The sequence below is a fragment of the Occallatibacter riparius genome (genome assembly GCF_025264625.1).
Lineage (GTDB): Bacteria > Acidobacteriota > Terriglobia > Terriglobales > Acidobacteriaceae > Telmatobacter > Telmatobacter riparius.
On record NZ_CP093313.1, the window covers coordinates 4,283,775 to 4,303,967 of the forward strand.

The 20,193-nt window shown below is 61.4% G+C and carries 17 protein-coding genes; 5 read left to right on the forward strand and 12 right to left on the reverse strand.

Annotation, left to right across the window (positions count from 1 at the left end):
* Positions 1-42 precede the first annotated feature (42 nt).
* Genes MOP44_RS17360 through MOP44_RS17370 form a run of 3 tightly spaced genes read right to left on the reverse strand, consistent with a single transcriptional unit; the run spans position 43 to position 2,875 of the window.
* Entirely contained in the window at positions 43-681 is a 639-nt protein-coding gene (locus tag MOP44_RS17360) for a LutC/YkgG family protein (protein WP_260791513.1), read from the reverse strand.
* Positions 678-2,129, reverse strand: coding sequence for a lactate utilization protein B (locus MOP44_RS17365; RefSeq protein WP_260791514.1), 1,452 nt, complete (start codon positions 2,127-2,129; stop codon positions 678-680). Before MOP44_RS17365 ends, MOP44_RS17360 begins: the two co-directional genes overlap by 4 nt.
* Positions 2,126-2,875 (reverse strand): (Fe-S)-binding protein, encoded by a 750-nt coding sequence (locus MOP44_RS17370; RefSeq protein ID WP_260791515.1) that lies wholly within the window; start codon positions 2,873-2,875, stop codon positions 2,126-2,128. The genes MOP44_RS17365 and MOP44_RS17370 overlap by 4 nt, the downstream gene beginning before the upstream one ends.
* A gap of 414 nt (positions 2,876-3,289) precedes the next feature.
* Between MOP44_RS17370 and MOP44_RS17375 the strand changes: the two genes are divergently transcribed.
* Entirely contained in the window at positions 3,290-7,114 is a 3,825-nt protein-coding gene (locus tag MOP44_RS17375; RefSeq protein WP_260791516.1) for an Ig-like domain repeat protein, read from the forward strand.
* Positions 7,115-7,186: 72 nt separating this feature from the next.
* Here the strand turns inward: MOP44_RS17375 and MOP44_RS17380 are convergent, their stop codons facing one another.
* Genes MOP44_RS17380 through MOP44_RS17390 form a run of 3 tightly spaced genes read right to left on the reverse strand, consistent with a single transcriptional unit; the run spans position 7,187 to position 11,384 of the window.
* A complete protein-coding gene (locus MOP44_RS17380) occupies positions 7,187-8,245 on the reverse strand; it encodes a Gfo/Idh/MocA family oxidoreductase (protein ID WP_260791517.1) in 1,059 nt (352 codons plus the stop codon).
* Positions 8,246-8,259: 14 nt separating this feature from the next.
* Positions 8,260-10,008: an ABC transporter permease gene (locus tag MOP44_RS17385; protein WP_313901016.1), complete on the reverse strand. Its 1,749-nt coding sequence runs from the start codon at positions 10,006-10,008 to the stop codon at positions 8,260-8,262.
* A complete protein-coding gene (locus tag MOP44_RS17390) occupies positions 10,005-11,384 on the reverse strand; it encodes an ABC transporter ATP-binding protein (protein ID WP_260791518.1) in 1,380 nt (459 codons plus the stop codon). The genes MOP44_RS17385 and MOP44_RS17390 overlap by 4 nt, the downstream gene beginning before the upstream one ends.
* Before the next feature lie 253 nt (positions 11,385-11,637).
* Here MOP44_RS17390 and MOP44_RS17395 point away from each other — a divergent pair, with 253 nt between their 5' ends.
* The 3 genes from MOP44_RS17395 to MOP44_RS17405 all read left to right on the forward strand — a co-directional run bounded on the left by MOP44_RS17395 (position 11,638) and on the right by MOP44_RS17405 (position 14,168).
* Positions 11,638-12,012, forward strand: a complete 375-nt coding sequence (locus tag MOP44_RS17395; protein ID WP_260791519.1) for a response regulator — start codon at positions 11,638-11,640, stop codon at positions 12,010-12,012.
* A 118-nt stretch (positions 12,013-12,130) separates the two neighbouring features.
* Positions 12,131-12,517 (forward strand): response regulator transcription factor, encoded by a 387-nt coding sequence (locus MOP44_RS17400; protein ID WP_260791520.1) that lies wholly within the window; start codon positions 12,131-12,133, stop codon positions 12,515-12,517.
* A gap of 469 nt (positions 12,518-12,986) precedes the next feature.
* Entirely contained in the window at positions 12,987-14,168 is a 1,182-nt protein-coding gene (locus MOP44_RS17405; RefSeq protein ID WP_260791521.1) for an Ig domain-containing protein, read from the forward strand.
* 47 nt (positions 14,169-14,215) lie between these two features.
* Here the strand turns inward: MOP44_RS17405 and recR are convergent, their stop codons facing one another.
* The 6 genes from recR to MOP44_RS17440 all read right to left on the reverse strand — a co-directional run bounded on the left by recR (position 14,216) and on the right by MOP44_RS17440 (position 19,407).
* A complete protein-coding gene (gene recR, locus MOP44_RS17410) occupies positions 14,216-14,812 on the reverse strand; it encodes a recombination mediator RecR (protein ID WP_260791522.1) in 597 nt (198 codons plus the stop codon).
* Between the two features lie 55 nt (positions 14,813-14,867).
* On the reverse strand, positions 14,868-15,194 hold the full coding sequence (locus tag MOP44_RS17415) for a YbaB/EbfC family nucleoid-associated protein (protein ID WP_260791523.1): 327 nt from the start codon (positions 15,192-15,194) through the stop codon (positions 14,868-14,870).
* Positions 15,195-15,229: 35 nt separating this feature from the next.
* Positions 15,230-17,302, reverse strand: a complete 2,073-nt coding sequence (dnaX, locus tag MOP44_RS27890; protein WP_313901017.1) for a DNA polymerase III subunit gamma/tau — start codon at positions 17,300-17,302, stop codon at positions 15,230-15,232.
* Between the two features lie 78 nt (positions 17,303-17,380).
* Positions 17,381-18,124, reverse strand: a complete 744-nt coding sequence (locus MOP44_RS17430; RefSeq protein ID WP_260791524.1) for a hypothetical protein — start codon at positions 18,122-18,124, stop codon at positions 17,381-17,383.
* Between the two features lie 345 nt (positions 18,125-18,469).
* Entirely contained in the window at positions 18,470-18,838 is a 369-nt protein-coding gene (locus MOP44_RS17435) for a hypothetical protein (RefSeq protein WP_260791525.1), read from the reverse strand.
* The gene (locus MOP44_RS17440; RefSeq protein WP_313901018.1) at positions 18,835-19,407 is read right to left on the reverse strand and encodes an SET domain-containing protein; all 573 of its coding nucleotides are present in this window, start codon (positions 19,405-19,407) and stop codon (positions 18,835-18,837) included. Before MOP44_RS17440 ends, MOP44_RS17435 begins: the two co-directional genes overlap by 4 nt.
* Before the next feature lie 48 nt (positions 19,408-19,455).
* Here MOP44_RS17440 and MOP44_RS17445 point away from each other — a divergent pair, with 48 nt between their 5' ends.
* Positions 19,456-20,190 carry a tetratricopeptide repeat protein gene (locus MOP44_RS17445; RefSeq protein WP_260791526.1) on the forward strand — a complete coding sequence of 245 codons (735 nt, stop codon included), beginning with the start codon at positions 19,456-19,458 and terminating at the stop codon, positions 20,188-20,190.
* The last annotated feature ends 3 nt before the right edge of the window (positions 20,191-20,193 follow it).

The window sequence follows — 20,193 nt, forward strand, 5'->3', positions numbered from 1 at the left end:
TTCGGGCCGGGCATTCATGCGAGAGATGCCCGCTCTAAGCTGCTAATCGCGAACCACAATTACATTGAGAAACCTGGGCCCGTGCACGCCCTTGATGCGTGTCATTTCGATATCTGCTGTTGCGCTGGGTCCTGAGATGAAGGTTGCCAGCGCCGGCGGTGCGTCACAACGCGCAAAGTATTCAGGCAATGTCTCCACTACCTGCGATGTCTTGAGCACGCACAGGTGCCAGTCAGGCAGGAGCGAGAGGACGCGGCGGCCCTCGGCTGGCCCGTGGTGCAGCACGATTGTGCCGGACTCCGCAACGGCACAGGTGGCTGCCGTGACGACGCCCTGCGTCTGTTCGATCTGGTCGTGCGAGAGATCGTGATCCACTCGCCAGTCGCAGCCGGGAACGAGCCAATCTTCTGGAAGGCCGATTGGTGCGGCCAATATGCTGCGTCCGCTTTTTGCGATCTGTGTGGCGATGGTCGGGATCAGCGCGTCGGGTGTGCACTCCGTGATGTCGGCGTCGTACTCGCGCAGGCGCTCGATGAGGAGTGCCACGCATTGATCGCTGCTGAGCTCGCCCTGCATGCGATAGGCGCGCGGAAGCGATTCGTAAGTGCCTGCATGCGGAGTCGTCGTGGTCGCCGCGCGAATGCGGCCGAGCACTGCCGAACGTGAACGGGTCGCGCTCATGGCTTCGCCTTCCCGTTGGCTCGTGAGGTCCACCATTCGCGGAAGCTCTGCTGGGGAACGCCGCGCAGGTCGCGGGTCATCGTCCAGCGCGCTCCATAGGCTGGCAGGCTGCGAATCCATCCGTCCTTGCCGGTTAGCGGCTTCAGACCGATTCGCATCATGCGTTGCGCGGCCTGGAATCGGCCTGCGCTCGCGAAGACCTTGTTCGCCATGCGCATGCCGAGATACAGAGGATCGAAGAAGCGGCGTTCCTCGTTTCGTTCCTGATCTGTAACTTTGGCGCGTAGGTCGATGAGCACTTCGGGGATGTTGATTTTGACGGGGCAGACTTCATAGCACGCGCCGCAGAGAGAGCTCGCGTAGGGAAGGCTTTGCGCGTACTCCATCTTCATCAATTGCGGGGTGAGAATCGCGCCGATCGGGCCCGGATACACGCTGCCGTAGGCGTGGCCGCCGGTCTGCCGGTATACGGGGCAGGCATTCATGCAGGCCGCGCAGCGAATGCACTTCAGCGTTTGCCGTTCGCGCTCGCGCTGCAGGATGTCGGAGCGGCCGTTGTCGAGCAGCACTACGTGGAACCGCTGGGGGCCGTCGCCCTTGGTTACGCCGGTCCACAGGCTGGTGTAGGGATTCATGCGCTCGCCAGTGGCCGATCGGGCGAGGACTTGCAGCATGATTTCGAGATCGCGGTAGCGCGGGATCACCTTTTCAATGCCTGCCAGCGTAATCATGGTGCGCGGCAGCGTGAGGCACATGCGCCCGTTGCCTTCGCTCTCCACTACGGAGACGCCGCCCGTTTCGGCAATGAGGAAATTCGCGCCGCTGATGGCGGTCGGGACCGTGAGGAACTTCTTGCGCAGATACGTGCGTGCGGCGGCTGTCAGTTCCTGTGGATTGTCGCTCAGATCCGGCAGGTGCATCGTGCGCGCGAAGATATCGCGCACCTGGCTGCGGTTCACGTGCAGCGCGGGGACGACGATGTGCGAAGGCTCGTCTTTGCCGAGTTGCAGGATGATCTCGGCGAGGTCGGTTTCGTGAGGCTCGATCCCGTTCTGCGCGAGGAACGGATTGAGCTGAATCTCGGCCGAGGTCATGGTCTTGATCTTGATGACCTCGCTGGCATTCTCATCGCGCAGGATGTTGAGAATGATCTCGCGCGCCTCGGCTGCGTCGGCGGCCCAGTGGACCACTCCGCCTGCGGCGGTGCAGCGCTCCTCGAACTGCTCGAGATAGGTGCCGAGGTTTTCGAGCACATGCGCGCGCAGGGCGGAGGCTGCATCACGCAGCGCCTGCCAGTCGTCCTTTTCAGCTACCAGGCGGCCGCGCTTGCTGGTGATTACATCCGTCGCGTGGGCCACGTTCTTGCGTAGTTGCGGATTGCGCAGGACCGGGAGCGCCGCTTTTGGGAACGGCGGAGCGAGCTTCGGATCCAGGACGGGATGGATCACAGGACCTCCGCTGGATGCTCGCGGGTGCTGGCGAGAATTTGCGCCATGTGGATGGTGCGCATGGCTGCAAACTCGCGGTGCATTGCGCCGCCGAGGTGCATCAGGCAGCTGTTATCGAGCGCTGTGCAGAACTCAGCGCGGGTAGCCAGGACGTCTTGAAGCTTGGCCGTCATCATCGCGCTCGATACTTCGGCGTTCTTGACGCTGAATGTTCCGCCAAAGCCGCAGCAGCGGTCGAGGTGGTCCAGGGGAGCGAGGTCGAGGCCTTCGACATTTTTCAGCAGGCGGAAGGGGCGGTCGCCAAGTTCAAGAGCGCGCAGGCCGTGGCAACTGGCGTGGTAGGTCACGCGGTGGGGGAAGTACGCGCCGACATTCTCAACCTGGAGCACATCCACAACGAACTCGCTGAACTCATGGACGCGGGGCAGCAGGGCGTCGAAGTCCCGGCGCAGGTCTTGGTTCCCCAATTCGTCGATCAGGGCGGGGTATTGGTCGCGGATCATCGCCACGCAGGAAGACGATGGGATGACTACCGCCTTCGCATCGGCGTAGAGCCGCACGAACTGCTTGGCAAGGCTGAAGGCCTCGCCGCGAAAGCCTGTGTTTGCATGCATTTGGCCGCAGCAGGTTTGCGCGGGGCGGAACTCCACCTCGACGCCCAGGCGCTCGAGCAGTGTCACAACGGCACGCCCGGTCTCAGGGAAAAGCGTGTCGTTATAGCACGTGATAAACAGAGATGCACGCATGACTTCCCAACCATTGTCGCAAAGAAAGCAGGTCCGCGTAAATTCTCATTTGAAATTTTTTATCAACGGGCATTTTAGAGCCACGATTGGCTCAAACTTTTGCGGTAGACCTTGCTGCACAACCGATGCGATACTGCAGGCGCATTACTGGGACACCTTAGAAGTTGTTGATAACGGAAGCGGCAGGACTCCGGATTCCCTGGGTTCATCCTCCCGCGCAAAAGCCATTTCTCCGCCTGGCGGACTGCCTCATTGCACTGAGGTTCTTTCACCACCTCATTATGCGCACGACGGTTGCGCTCGATTGACAACTTAATTTACTTGGGGCCCTTAGGATCCGTTGCTGTCTCTCCAACCACCTCAGCGGCGCGATGCCTCCCTGACGGGGCGCGAAGAAAGGTTTTGGATACATCTATGCGTACACGCTTCCTGACTTGCCTGGCTGCAGGCGTCGTTGCTCTCGCCACCGCTCTCCATGCGCAGGTCTCCTCGGTTACGCCGCGCATTGTCTCGCCGATCGATGACCAGTCGCTGACCATGCTCAAGGGAAACATAGCCCCGGTGGCACGCGCTGAATTCGACAAGGGGAAAGCTTCGCCTTCCACGCAGTTGCGCAATGTCCGGCTTGTGCTGTCGCGCTCACCAGAGCAGCAGGCCGCGCTTGAAACGCTGATGGCCGCACAGCTCGACAAGAACTCGCCCGAATACCACCACTGGCTTACTCCGGCGGAATTCAATCGCCGCTTTGGGGCGGCCGACTCCGATGTCGCTGCGATCACGGCGTGGCTGCAGTCGCAAGGCCTGACCGTTGAGAAGGCGACCAGCACCGGCAGCAGTCTCGCGTTCTCCGGCACCATCAGCCAGATCGAGAACGCTTTTCACCTCTCGATGCACGCGTTCCAACGTGAGGGCATCGACTTTATCGCGAACGTGAGCGAGCCGAAGATTCCTTCCGCTCTGACGACCGTTGTCGCCGGCGTAGCCGGCCTCAGTACGTATGCGCCGAAGCCGCACCTGGTGAAAGGCCGGTCGGGCATGTTCAACCCCGGCAGCGGCTTTGCAGAAGCCAGCTCCCCGGTGCGGTCTCCGCGTCCGGAACTGACGCTGAGCGGGCCCTTTCTGTGGATCACGCCTGCGGATGCGGCGACGATGTACAACACGCCGAACTCATACAATGGCAATTTCTCTATTGCTAACGGCAGCTATACGGGCACAGGCGTCACCATCGGCATTGGCGGCGTGAACGATATCAGTCCCACAACGGTTGTCAACTACCGGAACCGTTTTCTGAATGGTGACTCGACCGCGCCCATCATCACCAACATCGACGGTTCCGCGGTGATCGACCCCCTTGGTGCTACCGACGAGGCTTACATTGACAACGAACTCGCCGGCGGACTTGCTCCGGGCGCTACCATCCACTTCTACACTGCCAATCCAAAAACCGATGGCGGGATCTCTACCGTCATAAACCAAGTCATCAACGACAACTCAGTCGACATCTTCAGTCTCAGCTTTGGTCTGTGCGAAATGGGCTTCAGCACCGCGGATAATCAGGCAAACAACGACGCTTGGAAGCAGATGGCGATGCAGGGAATCGCGGTTACGGTGTCGACGGGGGACAGCGGTGCTGCCGGTTGCGATAATCCGAGTACGCCGCAAGGGGCCGCCACGCCCTACGCCTCTTACGGCTTGCAGGTCAACGGGCTGGCGTCAACGCCATTCAATATTGCCGTAGGTGGAACCGACACTTACGGACTCCTCTCTGCCTTCTCTACTTACGTCAACAACAATCAGAGCGATACAAATTCCTACCGCTCGGTGTTGTCGTATATCCCCGAAGCCACGTGGAACGACTCCACCATGTTTAACGGTCACCTCTCGGGCAATGTGCCCAATGGGTACGATACGAGCCAGACCAACATCGTGGGTGGGAGCGGGGGCGCGAGTTCGTGCTCGACGCAATCCACGACCGGTGCGTGCGTGAGCGGCTACGCAAAGCCGAGCTGGCAGCGCGGCCCCGGAGTACCGAACGACCATGTACGCGATCTGCCGGACGTCTCGCTGATGGCCGGCAACGGCAACAATAACGCGGCGTGGCTGGTTTGCACGGATGACAGCGCCGGCGTCTCCGGGACCACGTACACGAACGACTGCTCAACCCAAGGAGGCAACTTCTACTTCTCGGGATTCGGCGGTACCTCGACCTCAGCCCCTGCGTTCGCTGGAATCCTTGCGCTCGTTCAGGAAAGCCAGGGCGGCGCCGGCCATCGCCTCGGCGGAGACGCTCTGAAGACTTTGTACGACATGTTCAATGGCACCCATGCCTCTGCGGTCTTCCATGACACGACGCAGGGCAACATATCTGTCTACTGCTCGAACGGCACACCCGATTGCAAAGCGAACACGGCTGGGTACAACTTCCTGACCGGCTATGACACGACCAGCGGCTACGATCTGGCCACCGGCATGGGCAGTGTTGACGCAACGAACCTGATCAAGTACTGGTCCTCAGCCATCGGGAGTACAGCCTCCACCATAACGGTGACGCCGTCGAGAAGCTCGATTACGACGGCGGACAGCCTCACGGTCCATGTGACGGTCTCGGGCGGCAGCGGCACTCCGACCGGCACGGTGAGCCTCAGCGGCGGTGGTTACACGTCGTCAGAGGTCGCGCTTGACGGGACGGGCAAAGCCAGCTTCACTGTTCCCGCAGGATCGTTCAGCACCGGCACTGTCACGCTGACGGTTGCCTACAGCGGCGATACGACCTACGCCAGCACCACCGGAACAGGTTCGGTTACGGTGACGCCGGTGCTTCTTACACCCATGGTCACAGTGACGCCGGCCAGCTCAAGCATCTTTGTTGATCAGTCCCTCAGCGTTACGGTGAAGGTTGCAGGAAGCGGCGCGACTCCAACCGGAACCGTTACTCTCACGAGCGGGAGCTACACCTCGGCGGCAACTTCGCTTGCTTCAGGCAGCGCCACCATCACGATTCCTGCGAGCACCCTGGCGGTGGGGAGCGCGACGCTCACTGCGACCTACAGCGGAGATTCGGCGTACAAGACGGCGACTGGTGCGGGTTCGGTTACGGTAGCGGCGCGGGTTACGCCTACTGTGACGGTTACACCGGCCAGCTCGAGCATCTTTGTGAATCAGCCGCTCAGTGTGACGGTAAACGTGGCCGGATCGAGTGGAACACCGACCGGTACTGTAACTCTTTCGGGTGGTGGCTACACTTCCGCGGCAACGACGCTTGCTTCGGGTAGCGCAACGATCAATATCCCCGCGAACAGCCTTACGGTGGGTGCAGTCACTCTCAGCGTTTCCTACAGCGGCGATACCGTTTATGCGACGGCCACGGGCACGAGCTCAGTTACGGTGAAGGCGCTCACACCCTTGACGCCTACTGTTACCGTCATACCGGCCAGCAGCAGCCTCGACCCGTCGCAGTCGCTCGATGTGACCGTCAAGGTGACGGGCGCGGGGGCGACTCCGACGGGGACCGTGAAGCTGTCAAGTGGAAGCTACACCTCGGCAGCAACGACGCTCTCAAGCGGAAGCGCAACCATCACCATTCCCGCGAACACCTTCAGCCCTGTTGGATCGGTGACGCTGACGGCGGCCTACTCGGGGGACAGCGTCTACACCGCAGGAACCGGCACGGGCACCGTCACTATTAATGCGCCGTACTCGATGAAGGCAACCACACCGGCGGCTATCAATGCTGGCGGCAGTGCTACTTCCACGGTCACGGTCACGTCAGATGGCGTGTACTCAGGTACAGTTGCGATGGCGTGCAGCCTGACGAGCTCGCCTGCCGGGGCGCAGCACGCGCCGTCGTGCTCAGTCAGCACTGGATCGTCGCTCACGTTCGACGCCAGTCATACTACGGGGACCACGACGCTGAACATCCTCACGACGGCTCCAACCTCGGCCAACCTTGACCGTCGTGGACTGCCAGGTTTGACCGGAGCGGGCGGCGCAGTTCTGGCGCTGCTGGCCTTCTTCGGAATACCGGCTCGCCGGCGTGCGTGGCGGGCGATGCTGGGGCTGCTGGTACTGATCGCGGCACTCAGCAGCTTGTCGGCCTGCGGTGGCAGCCACGGCAGCACAGGTGGTGGCGGTGGAACTCCGGGCACGACTGCCGGAACCTACACTTTTACTGTGACGGGAACCGGTACTCCGGCTGTTACGCCGGCTCCAACTGCTACGGTCACTCTCACTGTCAACTAACAACGACTCTGCAAAGCAAGCGGCCCATTCCGTGCGGAATGGGCCGCTTGCTTTTTCGAGGGGGGCGGTCGTTTATGCCGGCTCGCCGCTCCAGTCGCAGGCTATTTCGCGCCGTTCGGCTGAACTCTGCTGAGCCCATTCCGCGATTCGTGCGGCGCGCCATGCCTCTACTGCGGGGACGGGCGGCTCGCTGTGCCGCAGCAGCGCATCGCGCAGGCCTTCGTAGAAGCGCCGGTAGTTGCCGGGGATCGTCTCCACTATCTCGTTTACGAGAACGCCGTCTTTCTGGACGGAGAGAGTGCCCCACTGTTCGCGGGGCTCTTGTCCCCATTCGGGCGAATCGATGCGGGTGATCTTGCTCAGTGCCGCTTCTTGCGGGTCGAGACCGGATTTACGGAAGCCGCCCTGCGTGCCACGGAGCACGAATCGGGGAGGTTGCACGGCGGAGAGCATGTTCGACCCCAAGGTCACACGCAGTCGGTCATAGCGCAGGCGGATGGTGAACGCATCGTCCGCGCCGTCGCCGTCGCGTTCGCGATCTACTTCGGCACTCACGCCGAGCGGTTTTCCGAAGAGCACCAGCGCGAGGTAGATCAGGTGTGTTCCCAGGTCGAGCAGAATGCCGCCGCCCTGGGCAGGATCGTTCTTCCATTGCCGCCGCGTCGCTCCGGGGTTCCAACGATCCATCCGCGACTCCACGGAGACGAGACGCCCCACGGCGCCTTCATGGACGAGCTTCTGCACGGTGAGGGAATCTGCATCCCATCGGCGGTTGTGAAAGGGGACGAGCATCACGCCGCGCTCTTTTGCCAGTGCGATCAGTTGCGCAATTTCCGCGGAACTGGTGGCAACTGGCTTGTCTACGACGAGGTTCTTCCCGGCTGCGATCACTTGCCGCGCCACGTCGAAATGCGTTCCGCTCGGAGACGCCACGACGATCAGGTCGAGCGACGTATCGGCCAGCATCTCTTCGACCGTGCGATACACGGCGATTCCGGGATAGCGTTCCGCCGCGAAGTTCGTGCTGCGCTCCACCACGGCTGCGAGCTGCAGACCATCCACGGACGAAATCAACGGCGCATGAAAGACGCGTCCCGCCAGCCCAAAACCAATCACTCCGACTCTGATCATTGTTGTTGTCTCACCTACGCTTCTAATTTGTAACGCGTCTCCGCGAGCCGGTACAGCCGTCGCCATACGAGCCGATTCATTGTGACCACCATCAGTGCGATGAGAATTGTCGCCAGCAGGATGATGGGAAAGCGGCCGTTCTCAGTGGCCGAGCTGATCTCGGCGCCCAAGCCGATGGTCATCAACGTGTGATCTTTGATCTTCGCGTACTCGGCCATGACCGAGGCGTTCCACGCGCCGCCGGACGCCGTGACCATGCCGGTGATCAGATACGGGAAGATGCCCGGGAGGATCAGCCGGGTCCAGCGCTGCCAGCGCGTGAATCGATAGAGTTTTGAAACTTCGCGCAGGTCCGAGGGGATCGACATTGCGCCCGCGATCACGTTGAAGAGGATGTACCACTGCGTGCCGAGCAGCATCAGCGCGATCGATCCGATGCCGAGTCCGCCGCCGATCTTCAACAGGCCGATCAGCAGCACCGGGTAGAAAGCGGAGGCCGGCACGGACGCCAGCACCTGCGCGACCGGCTGGACCACTCGCGCCAGCTTTGGATTGAGCCCGATTGCCACGCCGACGGGAACTGTCCACGCCGCAGAGATGAGCAGAGCCGCATTGACGCGCAGGAAGGTCGCGGCGGCGCCGGCCAGCAGGTGCAGCATCTCATGCCAGGTGATGGTCCGCAGCATCACTACCGCCTGCATGATTGCCCAGACTCCGGCGATGGCCACGGTTGCCGCTACCATCCAGAACGCGATCGCTCCCTTGCGACCCTCTGCGTCATCATCGATCGGATGAACGATTCGGTTCTCCTGCGATCGCGCCAGCCTGCGATAGATCGGCAGTTGTACCTGGGTCCACAGGCGGCCGGGAAGGGAATTGAGCAGAGTCGAGCGGCGCAGCAGTTCGAGCACCGGCGAGGTGACGCGATCGGCTGACTCCACCTGCTCGAATTTGAACTTGTCGCTCCAGGCAATCAGTGGGCGCCAGACAAGCTGATCGGTGGCCACCACGATCAGGATGACGACACCGATTCCACTGAGCAGTTCCGGCACGTCGCCGGAGTTGGCTGCCGACTGAATGTAGCTGCCGAGGCCGGGCAACTGGAAGTTCCGGTCGCCCATGGTGAACATCTCGCACAGCATCAGTGCGAACCATCCGCCTGCGACGGAGACGATGGAGTTCCACACAAGGCCGATTGCCGAGTAGGGCATCTCAAGCTGCCAGAAGCGCTGCCACGCCGAATAGCGATACACGCGCGCGGCTTCCATCATTTCGCGCGGGATCGACTTCATGGAGGAGTAAAAGCTGAACGCGAGGTTCCAGACCTGGCCCGTGAAGATCAGCAGGATCACGCCCATCTCTATGCCGAGTTGATGTCCGGGAATCAGCGACACCATGGCCAGCACCACCGGAGGCAGAAAGCTCAGCACCGGGATGGATTGCAGAATGTCTAGCACCGCGATCATCCATGCTTCCAAACGCGGATTTCGCGCCGCTGTATAGCCGTAAGCGATTGCGAAGATCAGGCTGAGCAGATACGCGATGCCGATGCGGAACATGGAATAGAACGCATACAGAGGCAGCGCACGGGCGGAGTGCGAGATCGGCACCACCGGCGCCGGCGTTCCCAGCCAGTAGCGCGCGATGTGCAGCACCGCGAAGAAGAGCGCGAGTCCACAGAACGCTACGCCCACATCCAGAACGAACGGCCAGGTGCGGACCATGACCAGAGTGCGTGCGAGGGGATGCTGCTGGGTGCTCAATCTTCGACCTCGTCGGCGGCAGCCTCCTCTTCCTGTGCATCCGGCAGCACGAAGCGACGCCGTGACGCGTCGAAATCGAACAGCTCTGCGTAGCGGCCCCAGGTCACAGCGGTTTCAAGCTGGCGCACGCACTCGTCTTCGCTGAATTGCTCGTCGAGCATGTCGAGGAAGAAGTCCTCAGGCACGGTGTGGTCGCTCTTCGATTCGAGCGCACGGCGGATCTGGCGGAGCAACAGCACGTTGGCCTGCGCCGCGTCGCGGAACAGTTCCTTCTGGCGGAGAATTTCAGAGTTGGCGAACTCCGCGCCATTTTCCGTGATGGACGCGTCACCTTCTTCGACCTTGAGGAAGCCAAGCAATTGCGCCGCGTCGACGATGGGCAGCAGGTCGTCGATCTCGAAGGCGAGATCGTCGGCCAGCCGGTAGATGTCGTCGCGGCCGCCTTTGTCCAGCAGCAACTCGAGAAGGCCTGCCATGCCGCCGGGGCGAGCGTGCGGCAGCATCTGGTACTTCATCTGCCGCTGGTCGCGCACCTTCCTGCCGGTCTGGTCGGGAACCTGAGCTGCAGGAACATCGGGGCGAGTGAGCACCGTGTAGATGTAGTCGACAAGTTGTGTGAAAGGCTCTGATTTGCGGTCGCGGGGATGCTGAAGCTGCACGCGGAAGTCGGTGCGGATGTGCCCTGGGTTACGCCCGAGCACGATGATGCGGTCGGCGAGCAGGACTGCTTCCTCGATGTTGTGGGTGACGATGAAGACCGCCTTCGTGGGCATGGTCTTCTTCGACCACAGCTCAAGGAGTTCGCTGCGCAGGTTCTCCGCTGTGAGCACGTCGAGCGCGCTGAACGGCTCGTCCATGAACAGGACTTCGGGCTCGACAACGAGCGCGCGCGCAAATCCGACGCGCTGCCGCATGCCGCCGGAGAGTTCCTTCGGATAAGCCGCCTCGAAGCCATCGAGGCCCACCGTATCGAGCATGCGCATGCTGCGCTGCCGCCGCTCCTCAGGCAGAACTCCGCGCGCCTGCAGCGGCGCTTCCACGTTCTCCAGCACTGTCATCCACGGAAAAAGCGCGAAGCTTTGGAACACGATTGAGACGTTGATCTCGGTCTGGGCGATGGGCTTCTCGTGCCAATAGACCTGACCTGCCGAGGGGCGCGACAGTCCTGTCAGCATGCGAAGCATGGTGGATTTGCCCGATCCCGAGGGGCCGAGCAGCGCCAGAATCTCGCCGGGCACGATGTTCAGATCAGTGGCCGAGATGACCTGAATCCGGTTCTCGCTCGGCTGCGAATAGTATTTTTCTATCTTTTCTGCCCGGATGATGGCCTCACCGGAGGCAATTCGAGCATCATTCTGAAGAGCGGCTTCCTGCATGCGTCGTTCTCCGGTTGTCCTAATCCAGATGCTGCAGAGTTGTTGCGAGTCTAGGATTGTGGGGTTGCAATCAGGTAAAATAAGGACATCCGCGCCCGATCGACCGCGCGGATCCGCAGGTGTCCCCAAGTTGAGCGTATCATTCAGGAAGTGCTGCACAGGTCTGCAGCCTCTGCTGTAGCCTGTTCCAGGCTTCATCATTCCCCTTGACGCGTTCTATCGCACGCTGCATCAGTTGTCTGTCCAGGAGCCTATGCCCGACACTACGAAACCTAAAGTCCTTGTTGCCGACGACGAGAGAGTGATTGCCGACACCCTGGCCATGATCCTGAACCAGAGCGGATTCCAGGCACGCGCTGTTTACTCCGGCGAAAAGGCGCTTGAACTCGCGCCCGAATTCAAGCCCGAAATGCTGATCTCTGACGTCATTATGGGCGACATGAACGGCATTGATGCCGCCATTCGCATTCGTGCCCTGCTTCCCTCGATCAAGATTCTGCTGTTTTCCGGCCAGGCAGCCACGGCCGATCTGCTGGAAAAGGCCCACTCCCAGGGGTACGACTTTGAGATCCTGGCGAAACCGGTTCACCCGCAGGATCTGCTCAGCAAGCTGCGCAGCGTGAATTGAAGGTCAATCATTCGGGCTTCCGCGTACGGGAAGGGCGTGAGAAAGCCACGCCCGGTCTGTCCGCCGAGCCAACCTTAAGGCGAGAGGGCTGCATCTAACAGTCATATTGAGAAGCCCCATGGCTAAACCTAAAGTCCTCATCGCCGACGACGAGAAGCTGATCGCCGACACTCTCGCACTCATCCTTAATCAGGGCGGATTCGAAGCCCAGGCAGTTTATACGTGCAAGAGAGCTCTCGAAGTGGCGCCCGCCTTTCAGCCCGACGTGCTTATTTCTGACGTACTGATGGCCGAGATGAACGGGGTGGATGCCGCGATCCAGATGAGGTCGCTGCTGCCCGATATTCGCGTCTTTCTGCTCTCAGGACAAACAGCGACGGCCGATATGATTGCCCGGTCGAAGGCCGGCACTATGGGCTTCGAGGTCCTGGTCAAGCCTGTGCACCCGCAGGAGCTGCTGCGCAGATTGCACAACGCGGCAGTCCAAGTGCGTAGCGTGGCATAGTTCTTCCTTACATTCCAATCCAGCTGCACCACGAATAGACCGCCTGGTCCCTAAGCGATTTGTGCTACGCTTTGCGCGTGCTCAGCGCTCTGATTTTGGTCATCGTGGGGGCTGCTGCCTGCTCGATTTACCGAAAGAGCTGGAGCGGCCTGGCGACCGGTGCGCTCATAGGCTGGTACGTGTGGTTTGCGTACGCCGGCGCGCAGTGCACGACCTGCCTGCCGCGCTGGACCATTCCAGTCTCTGCGGGCGCGGCGTGGCTCCTTGGGCGGTCGTCCTCTCTTGCCAGCAGAAGATTGATTGACATTCCCGCTGATACGCGTATCTTGGTTGCAACCTCAATCAGCTTCCTCCTCCGCGGGTTACTGTCCTTAGGCTGGATCTTCGGAGCGTTCGTCGTGCTTGCTGTCCTTGTATTTGGCTTCGCTTTGACACCCAGGCTGTCCAAACCACCCCTTTGGGAGGATTCGTGTCGGACGACGGAACCATCAATGACTCCAATATCGAGATGATGCCGCGGCTCGCCTTGGGCCTCGCGATTTACCTCGTGCTTAGCACGGTGATCACGGCGTACTCGGTCTACAGTTTGTGGGCATTGCATTCTCCAAAGAAGGTGCCGGCAATCGCGCAGCAGAATGCGCAGACGCAGGGCAAGGGCCCGAAAACGGGAGCGGACGCGTCGAAGACAGACAACAAGGGCGGCGATGCGGGGAACGCCGGTCAGACGAATACCAAGACCGGCGCAGCAGCCCAGGGCGCGGCAAGCACGGATAAGGCAGGCGGAGCGCAGAACAGCGGCGCGGCCGGCGGGAGCGCGGCTAGCAGCGGCGCTGTTGACACCGACAAGCCGGCGGATAAGACAGGAACGCAGACTCAGGACCAAGGGAAGGTCGGGCCGCCGAGCGTCGGAGGAGATGAAAAATATGACCTCATCTTTTCGTGGAGCTGGCTCGGGCTGGGGGCCAAGGAGATCACCGGGGAATCACGACTGCTGCTGCTGGTGCTGTTCATGGGAGCGTTTGGGTCGGCTGTGTATTCCCTCAAATCCCTTGGAGACTATCGAGGTGATAACAAGCTGAAGCGCTCATGGGCGCTGTTCTACATCGTCCAGCCATTTGAAGGCAGCGGCATAGCAGTATTGATGTACCTGGTTGTGCGCGGAGGGTTCCTGAGCGGTACGACAACCGATGTGAATGTGTTTGGGACATGCGCGATTGCCGGTTTGGCGGGAGCATTTTCCGACACTGCTTTCATGAAGCTGAACGAGGTGTTCAATACTCTGTTCAAGCCGCAGGACAACCGCGGCGGCAAGATCGACGGCAATGCCGGCAAGGTTGATGCCAATGCTGGTAAGACCGATGCCAACGCCGGCAAGGTCGGCGGTTTTGCTGTCTCCACTCCTTCGCCGTTGCCGGATGCCCCCGTTGGCCAGCCCTACAGGGCCCAGCTCAAGGCAGAAAATGGCATCGGCAACCTCGTATGGTCAGTGATACCTGCGTTGCCTGACGGTCTGGCGCTAAGCGCTACAACGGGAGTCATCATCGGTACTCCCAAAACGGCGCAGGCCGCAAAGGACTACACCTTCACTGTGAAGGACAGTTCGACGCCTCCGGCGACTGCGATAAAGACGCTGAGCCTGACTATTCACTAGCCGAAGCGAAAAGGCCGCCCGCAGTAACTCTGCATCGCCTGAGGCGATCAGAGTTCGCGGCGGCCTTCGAGCGCTCGGGCCATTGTCACTTCATCGGCGTATTCGATATCGCTTCCGGCAGGCACGCCGGTAGCGATCCGCGTGACGCGCACATTGCTTGCGCGCAGAGCCGATGCCAGCCAGGTGGCGGTTGCCTCGCCTTCGAGCGTGGGGCTGGTGGCCAGAATCACTTCGTCAATTGCGCCGCTCTCTGCGCGCGAGATCAATCCCGAGGTGCGGAGCTGCTCCGGCCCCACTCCGTGCAGCGGCGACAGCGTTCCGTGCAGCACGTGGTAGACGCCCTGGTAGCGCGTGCGCTCAATGGAGCCAATACTGGTTGGCTCTTCGACCACGCAGACTTGCCGCTGATTGCGGACGGGGCTCGCGCAGAAGACGCATGGGTCCACGTCGGTGACGTTGTTGCAGGTGGAGCAGAGGCGCAGATTGGCTTTGAGGCCACGCACCGCGTCTGCGAGCGCGAGTGCATCGTCATCGCTGCCACGCAGGATGTGAAACGCGAACCGCTGCGCGCTTTTCGTACCCACGCCGGGCAGCTTCTTCAGTTCTTCGATGAGCCGCGCCATCGGTTCGGCAAAACGTGACATAGGAACCAGTGATGGTTAGTGGTTAGTGATTCGTGGGTAGTGATGAGGGAACAACTTAGGTCAGACCGGGGATATTCATGCCGCCCAGCATGCCTTTTAGGCTCGACTGGATGGCGTCCTCGGCGTTCTGACCGGCTGCATTGACTGCCGCAACCACCAGGTCTTCGAGCATCTCCACATCGGGATTGGGACCGCTGAGCGCCGCTACCGCCGAAGGGTCGATGCGGATTCTGAGCAACTGCTTCTTTCCGTTCATGGTCGCAGTCACCGCGCCGCCGCCGCTTGAGCCCTCCACTACGGTCTGCTCCAGCTTGTGCTGCATCTCCTCTTTCATCTGGCTGGCCTGCTGCAGCATTTCATTCATCTTGAGTGGATTGAACATGAGACTGCTCCTGATCCCGTTTGTGTCCGTTCGTCTTACTTTGTACGCAGGTCAACCACGCTGCGTACTTCGGCGTTGAAGATTTCTTTGGCGCGCTGCACGAGCGGATGATTGAGCGCCTCTTCCTGCACGCTGCCCGCGAGCGGCGCGGCCATGGCAGGGCCAGATCCCGCGCCGGCTGCCGGGCCTTCGCCTGGAACCACCATGAAGCGCGCCGGGCCGCTGAGCCTTTGCAACTCCTGCCGGATGATTTTCTCTGCCGCAGCGTTCACCGTGAGGCTGAGCATCTTCTTGCCCATGCCGGCAACTTCAATGCGCAGGTTGGCGCCGTCGATAGTCCACGCGCCCGCTCCCAGCAGCGTTGAGGCACTCTGATGGCCGCCTTGTGCGAGCGCCTGCACCACGGCCTGGCGAAGCGTATCGACGTCGGCCGTACCAGCCGAGGGGGCCGCGCTCGGAGCCTTGGCAAGCGATCCTTCCGTTAGCGTCTCCGCAAATCCGGTCTGAGGCGTTGCGGAAGCGGCAGGGAAGGGCGTCATTGGCGAGACGGCCGGAGCTGGGGCAGCCGCGATGGGCGTCGGAGCGATTGGTGCAGCTACGGCGGGTGCTGTCACTGCGGGTGCAACAGCGATCGGCGTTGGTGCCTGGATCGGAGGCGGTTCGGGGATCTCTGGGACCGGCTCCGCCACTGCACTCTGCTTGATGGTCGGCGTCGTTGATGTCCTGTCGCTGCTCGATGAAGACGCTGACGAAGATGGCGACCCGAAGGGTGACGATCCGAACGGCGAAAGCGGCGAGGCAGGTTTGCTGGCGGGTGCCGGTGTTGCCGTCGGAGCTGATGGCCGCGCTACCGGAGGAGTGGGCGCAGAGGCACGCGGTGTCGAGCTGGGCGCCGGGCTGCGCACCGGAGCACCGCTGGCTACGCCGCTCAGTAGCTCTTCAAGCGGCAGTAGACGTTGCGCATGCACCAGCTTCAACAGTCCGAGTTCGAGATGGAAGCGCTGCTCCTGCCGGTAATTCAGCTCGTCAAACGTGCGCAGCACGATCTGCAGATTGCGCGTGAGATCCTCTTCACTGAACAGCAGCGCGGTGCGATTGGCGCGGGCGCGTTCGTCGGCCGAGATTTGCAGCAGTTCGGTCTGCTCGCCGCCCAACTTGGCCATCAGGGCATTGCGCAGATAGCGCACCATCTGCCGCGCCAGCGACGACGGGCTGTGCCCCGCGTTCAGCAGCACGTTGAGCTGTTCCATGAGCTCTGCGCTCTGGCCGGCGGCCACCGCTTCCAGCAGCCGCTCAAAGACCGCGTTGGGCACGGTGCCCATCAGGTCGCGGATCTGCAATGCGGCGAGGATCGCTTTGCCTGCGTCATTGCACGGAGCCGACGCGATGGCCTGGTCCATTATCGACAGTGCATCGCGCATCGAGCCGTCGCCGGCTTCCGCCAGCAGCGCCAGGGCCGCGTCTTCAGCCTCCACGCCTTCCTTGTCGGCGATCATGCGTAGCTGCCCGAGGATGTCTTCGAACTTCACCGCGTGAAAGCTGAAGTGCTGGCACCGCGAGCGGATGGTCTGCGGAATATTTTCCGGTTCCGTGGTGGCCATCATGAAGATGGTCCACTCCGGCGGCTCTTCAAGAGTCTTCAGGATGGCGTTGAACGCGGCATCGGTAATCTGGTGAGCTTCGTCGAGCAGGAAGATCTTGTACTTGTCGCGCGCCGGCTGAACTGAGGCCTGTTGCCGGATCGAGCGGACATCGTCGATGCCGCGATTCGAGGCGGCGTCAATTTCGATGAAATCAAAGGAGTGGGTCGCCAGCTCGCCGGATTCGGCGCCGCCGCCGGAGCAGATCTCGCGACAGCTCATGCACCGCAGGCACGGCTCATGCGTCGGCCGCTCTGCGGAGCCGACCTCGGTGCGGCAGTTCAGGGCCATCGCCAGGATGCGCGCGATTGTCGTTTTGCCGATTCCGCGATGCCCCGAGAAGATGTAGCCGTGGGCGATGCGGTTCTGCGAGAGCGCGTTGAGCAGCGTGCGGGTGACGTGATCCTGGCCGGCCACATCGCTGAACCGTTGCGGACGATATTTTCTGGCCAGAACCTGATAACCCATCCCTGCTCACTCCCTGCGGCCGCTCAAAATTGCGCTGGTGCCTGAGAGGGATTGTATCGTTCTGGCCGCCCGCTAGTCTCAGAGCAGGATGGCTTTCGCGGCGCGCAGCCACCAGGCGCTGAAGGAGATCTGGGCAACGGTAAACTGGCCGGCCGCAAGCAGCGGCAGAGCCAGCATATAGACCCGATGGATCTTGCGATTCACGATGAGGTCGCGGGTCGCGCCGAGGATGACCAGGAAATCGACACCCGCGTAAAACCAGAACCCTGGCAGGATGGATTCCGGGATGCGGCCCCAGGCCGCCGCGGTCAGGATGCATGAGGCGATGTACATCAGGCGGCGGTGGTACTCGAGCTTCTTGCGGAACGCGATGGCCAGGGTGAACGCCGGCGCGAAGCACAACATATCGAACAGAGGAACCGAGGTGCTGATCAGAGCGAGGTTGCCCTGGTGAAGCGTGTTGAACTCAAAGCGGTGCATGGCAATGGTCGTAGAAACGCCGAGAAAGAAAACGGCGATACCGAGCGCGAGGCCGAACCAGCCCAGGGTGCGATGCAGTCGGGTCTTGCGGAGCCGCGCGAGGCCCGTCTGGAGGATGAAGAACAGCACCCAGCCGTAGAAGACCACTCCGTGGAACCAGACGATCAGAGGCGGTTCGATCTTCGGATGAAACAGCTTGTCAGGCACGGTTGTGCTGAACATCCCGGTGACCAGCACCAGAATGAAAAGCGACATGGCGAAGTAGAAGTACTTGTCGAGGAAGCGGACGAGAAGTGACGGCTGGCTGGCCCGGCTTATGGCGCCGGTGTAGGCGGTTGCCATGGAGACCTCCGCAGATGGGGAATGGAGCCGGGGGGAACAGAGCGATGGTAGCAGGACTGCGACTGCGCAGTGAAGGAAATTAAGGTCTCGCCGTCGGAGCGGGCGCGAAGGGATTTCGCGAATCAAAAACAGCTTCTGGGAAAAGGAGTTCCGGCCGCGATCAGGCGGTGGAGACTGTCTCATGAAGACTCACGTTTAGATCGGAATATATATTGGCTGGTCCGGAGGGCAGCGCGAGGCTGAACTCAGGGGCCGATCCTATGAACGTGGTCTTGCGTCTCCTGTTCAAAGGTGGTGATCCGGGCGGGATTGTGACGCGGCCCGGGAAAAATTTCGTGATGGCCGTTAGCTCGCGTCCAGGTGCAGGCTGATGTCGTTCAGCCACTCGGCAATCAGGTCTTCGTCGCCAGTGTCGAGAACGTAGGCATCGTTGAGGAGGATGATCGTCGCCCACTCCACCAGGTCGCGCTCTTCGATTCTGCCTTCGCGCTTGCGGTTCAGCGCATTCTCGAGGTGGCGACGGGTGATGGCGATACCGGGTTCGGGCATCCGGAACCATGTGCGGGCCGCGCGGTGTCCCCGCTGCAGCTCGAACTCGAACACTCCCGTCATCGACGTGCGGAGTTCTTCCACGCTGGCTTCCATCCAGGCAAACCGCCTCAGAACTTCCTGCTGGTGTGCGGTCAGGTACGGGAGTTGAGTTTCGTCAATCATGCCCTTCGTCTCTTCACATCTCTTTGAACCCGTTTCCGGCGCTTGGGTTGTGACCCTCCGGCTAAGCCCTTGCGTTTCTTCACCTCTTCTTGGGAGTACATTGTGCCGCGGCAGTTCTTCGCTCCGCAATTACACTTTTGTTCTTCGTCCCCGCCATCATAGAGGCAGTAGTCGTAGGTGATTTCCTCGCCGGGGACGATGTTGCGGACCGCCGTGATCCACACGCGGCCGTCCTCTTCGTCCGTCTCGCAATTCGGGTCGCAGCTGTGGTTGATGAACATGGCCATGCAGTGCCCGTCGATCACCCTGGAGCCGTCTCCGAGTCCAAACAGATAGGTCACCGGCGAGTTCTCATACAGCTCGTCGGCTTCATCCTTGGTCAGGCGCGGGCCGGTGTACTCGACCACGTGACGGCCCTTGGGAATGCGGGCGGTGGTGTAACAGCCGGCGGCGTGAATGGCAGACGAGCGAATGATCAGTCCCATGCGGATATGCGATGCTTTCCTGGTGGATTGGGTCGCGGACGGCGCGCCCATTTGGGCCTCCAAAGCGCGAGCCGTCTTGTGCATCGTACCATTGGAGAGACGGCAGCAGTCGAGATGAAAACAGGGCGCAGAATGAAGAAAACAGCGGGATTGAGTGCGGTTCTGGCGCTCTCAGTGGTCATTGCGCCGGCATTGTGCCTTGCTGCCCAGACGCCCGCGCCGGCGCAGCAGAATCCTCCGGCTGACAAGCAGCAGCCCGCGCAGAAGCCTGCCGATTCCAACCCCTTCCCTGAAGACAACACCAACGTCCCGGTTCTGCCCAGCGCCAACCAGCCGGCCCCTCGGCGAGCTCCGGAGCCGGCCACGGAGGGCCCCGTCCCGGTTCTGCCGGGCGGCGACCGCGACCCCGTGCGCAGTCCTGATCAGCCGATCGCCGAGACCGAACCGTCGACGTTTTCAGGATCCAGTGCGAGCTCGAGCAGCTCCGCGGACCTCGGTCGAATCCTTGAACCTCCACCTGATGAAGAGACACGCAAGTCTAAGAAGGGAAAGGGCGCTGAGATTCAGGAGCATAAGGAGACGGCGCAGGAAGATGAGAACGTCGGCCAGTACTACCTCGACCGGAAAAACTGGCGCGCGGCTCTGTCCCGCTACCAGTCTGCGCTGATCCTCGACCCCGACAACCCCGAGGTCTACTGGGGTCTGGCCGAGTCGCAGCGGCATCTTGGCGATGCCGTCAATGCCAAGGCCAACTACATGAAGGTCGTCGAGTACGACCCGGATTCGAAACACGGCAAGGAAGCCAAGAAGCTCCTCAAAGACCCGGAGATGGCGAATGCCCCGTCGCCGGCCCCTTCTCACCCCTGAAGC

Coding starts and splice junctions, on each gene's coding strand:
- MOP44_RS17360 (WP_260791513.1), bottom strand. CDS start 681: ATGAGCGCGACCCGTTCACGTTCGGCAGTGCTCGGCCGCATTCGCGCG.
- MOP44_RS17375 (WP_260791516.1), top strand. CDS start 3,290: ATGCGTACACGCTTCCTGACTTGCCTGGCTGCAGGCGTCGTTGCTCTC.
- MOP44_RS17370 (WP_260791515.1), bottom strand. CDS start 2,875: ATGCGTGCATCTCTGTTTATCACGTGCTATAACGACACGCTTTTCCCT.
- MOP44_RS17435 (WP_260791525.1), bottom strand. CDS start 18,838: ATGATTGACGAAACTCAACTCCCGTACCTGACCGCACACCAGCAGGAA.
- MOP44_RS17380 (WP_260791517.1), bottom strand. CDS start 8,245: ATGATCAGAGTCGGAGTGATTGGTTTTGGGCTGGCGGGACGCGTCTTT.
- MOP44_RS17440 (WP_313901018.1), bottom strand. CDS start 19,407: ATGCACAAGACGGCTCGCGCTTTGGAGGCCCAAATGGGCGCGCCGTCC.
- MOP44_RS17430 (WP_260791524.1), bottom strand. CDS start 18,124: ATGGCAACCGCCTACACCGGCGCCATAAGCCGGGCCAGCCAGCCGTCA.
- MOP44_RS17415 (WP_260791523.1), bottom strand. CDS start 15,194: ATGTTCAATCCACTCAAGATGAATGAAATGCTGCAGCAGGCCAGCCAG.
- dnaX (WP_313901017.1), bottom strand. CDS start 17,302: ATGGGTTATCAGGTTCTGGCCAGAAAATATCGTCCGCAACGGTTCAGC.
- recR (WP_260791522.1), bottom strand. CDS start 14,812: ATGTCACGTTTTGCCGAACCGATGGCGCGGCTCATCGAAGAACTGAAG.
- MOP44_RS17445 (WP_260791526.1), top strand. CDS start 19,456: ATGAAGAAAACAGCGGGATTGAGTGCGGTTCTGGCGCTCTCAGTGGTC.
- MOP44_RS17390 (WP_260791518.1), bottom strand. CDS start 11,384: ATGCAGGAAGCCGCTCTTCAGAATGATGCTCGAATTGCCTCCGGTGAG.
- MOP44_RS17395 (WP_260791519.1), top strand. CDS start 11,638: ATGCCCGACACTACGAAACCTAAAGTCCTTGTTGCCGACGACGAGAGA.
- MOP44_RS17400 (WP_260791520.1), top strand. CDS start 12,131: ATGGCTAAACCTAAAGTCCTCATCGCCGACGACGAGAAGCTGATCGCC.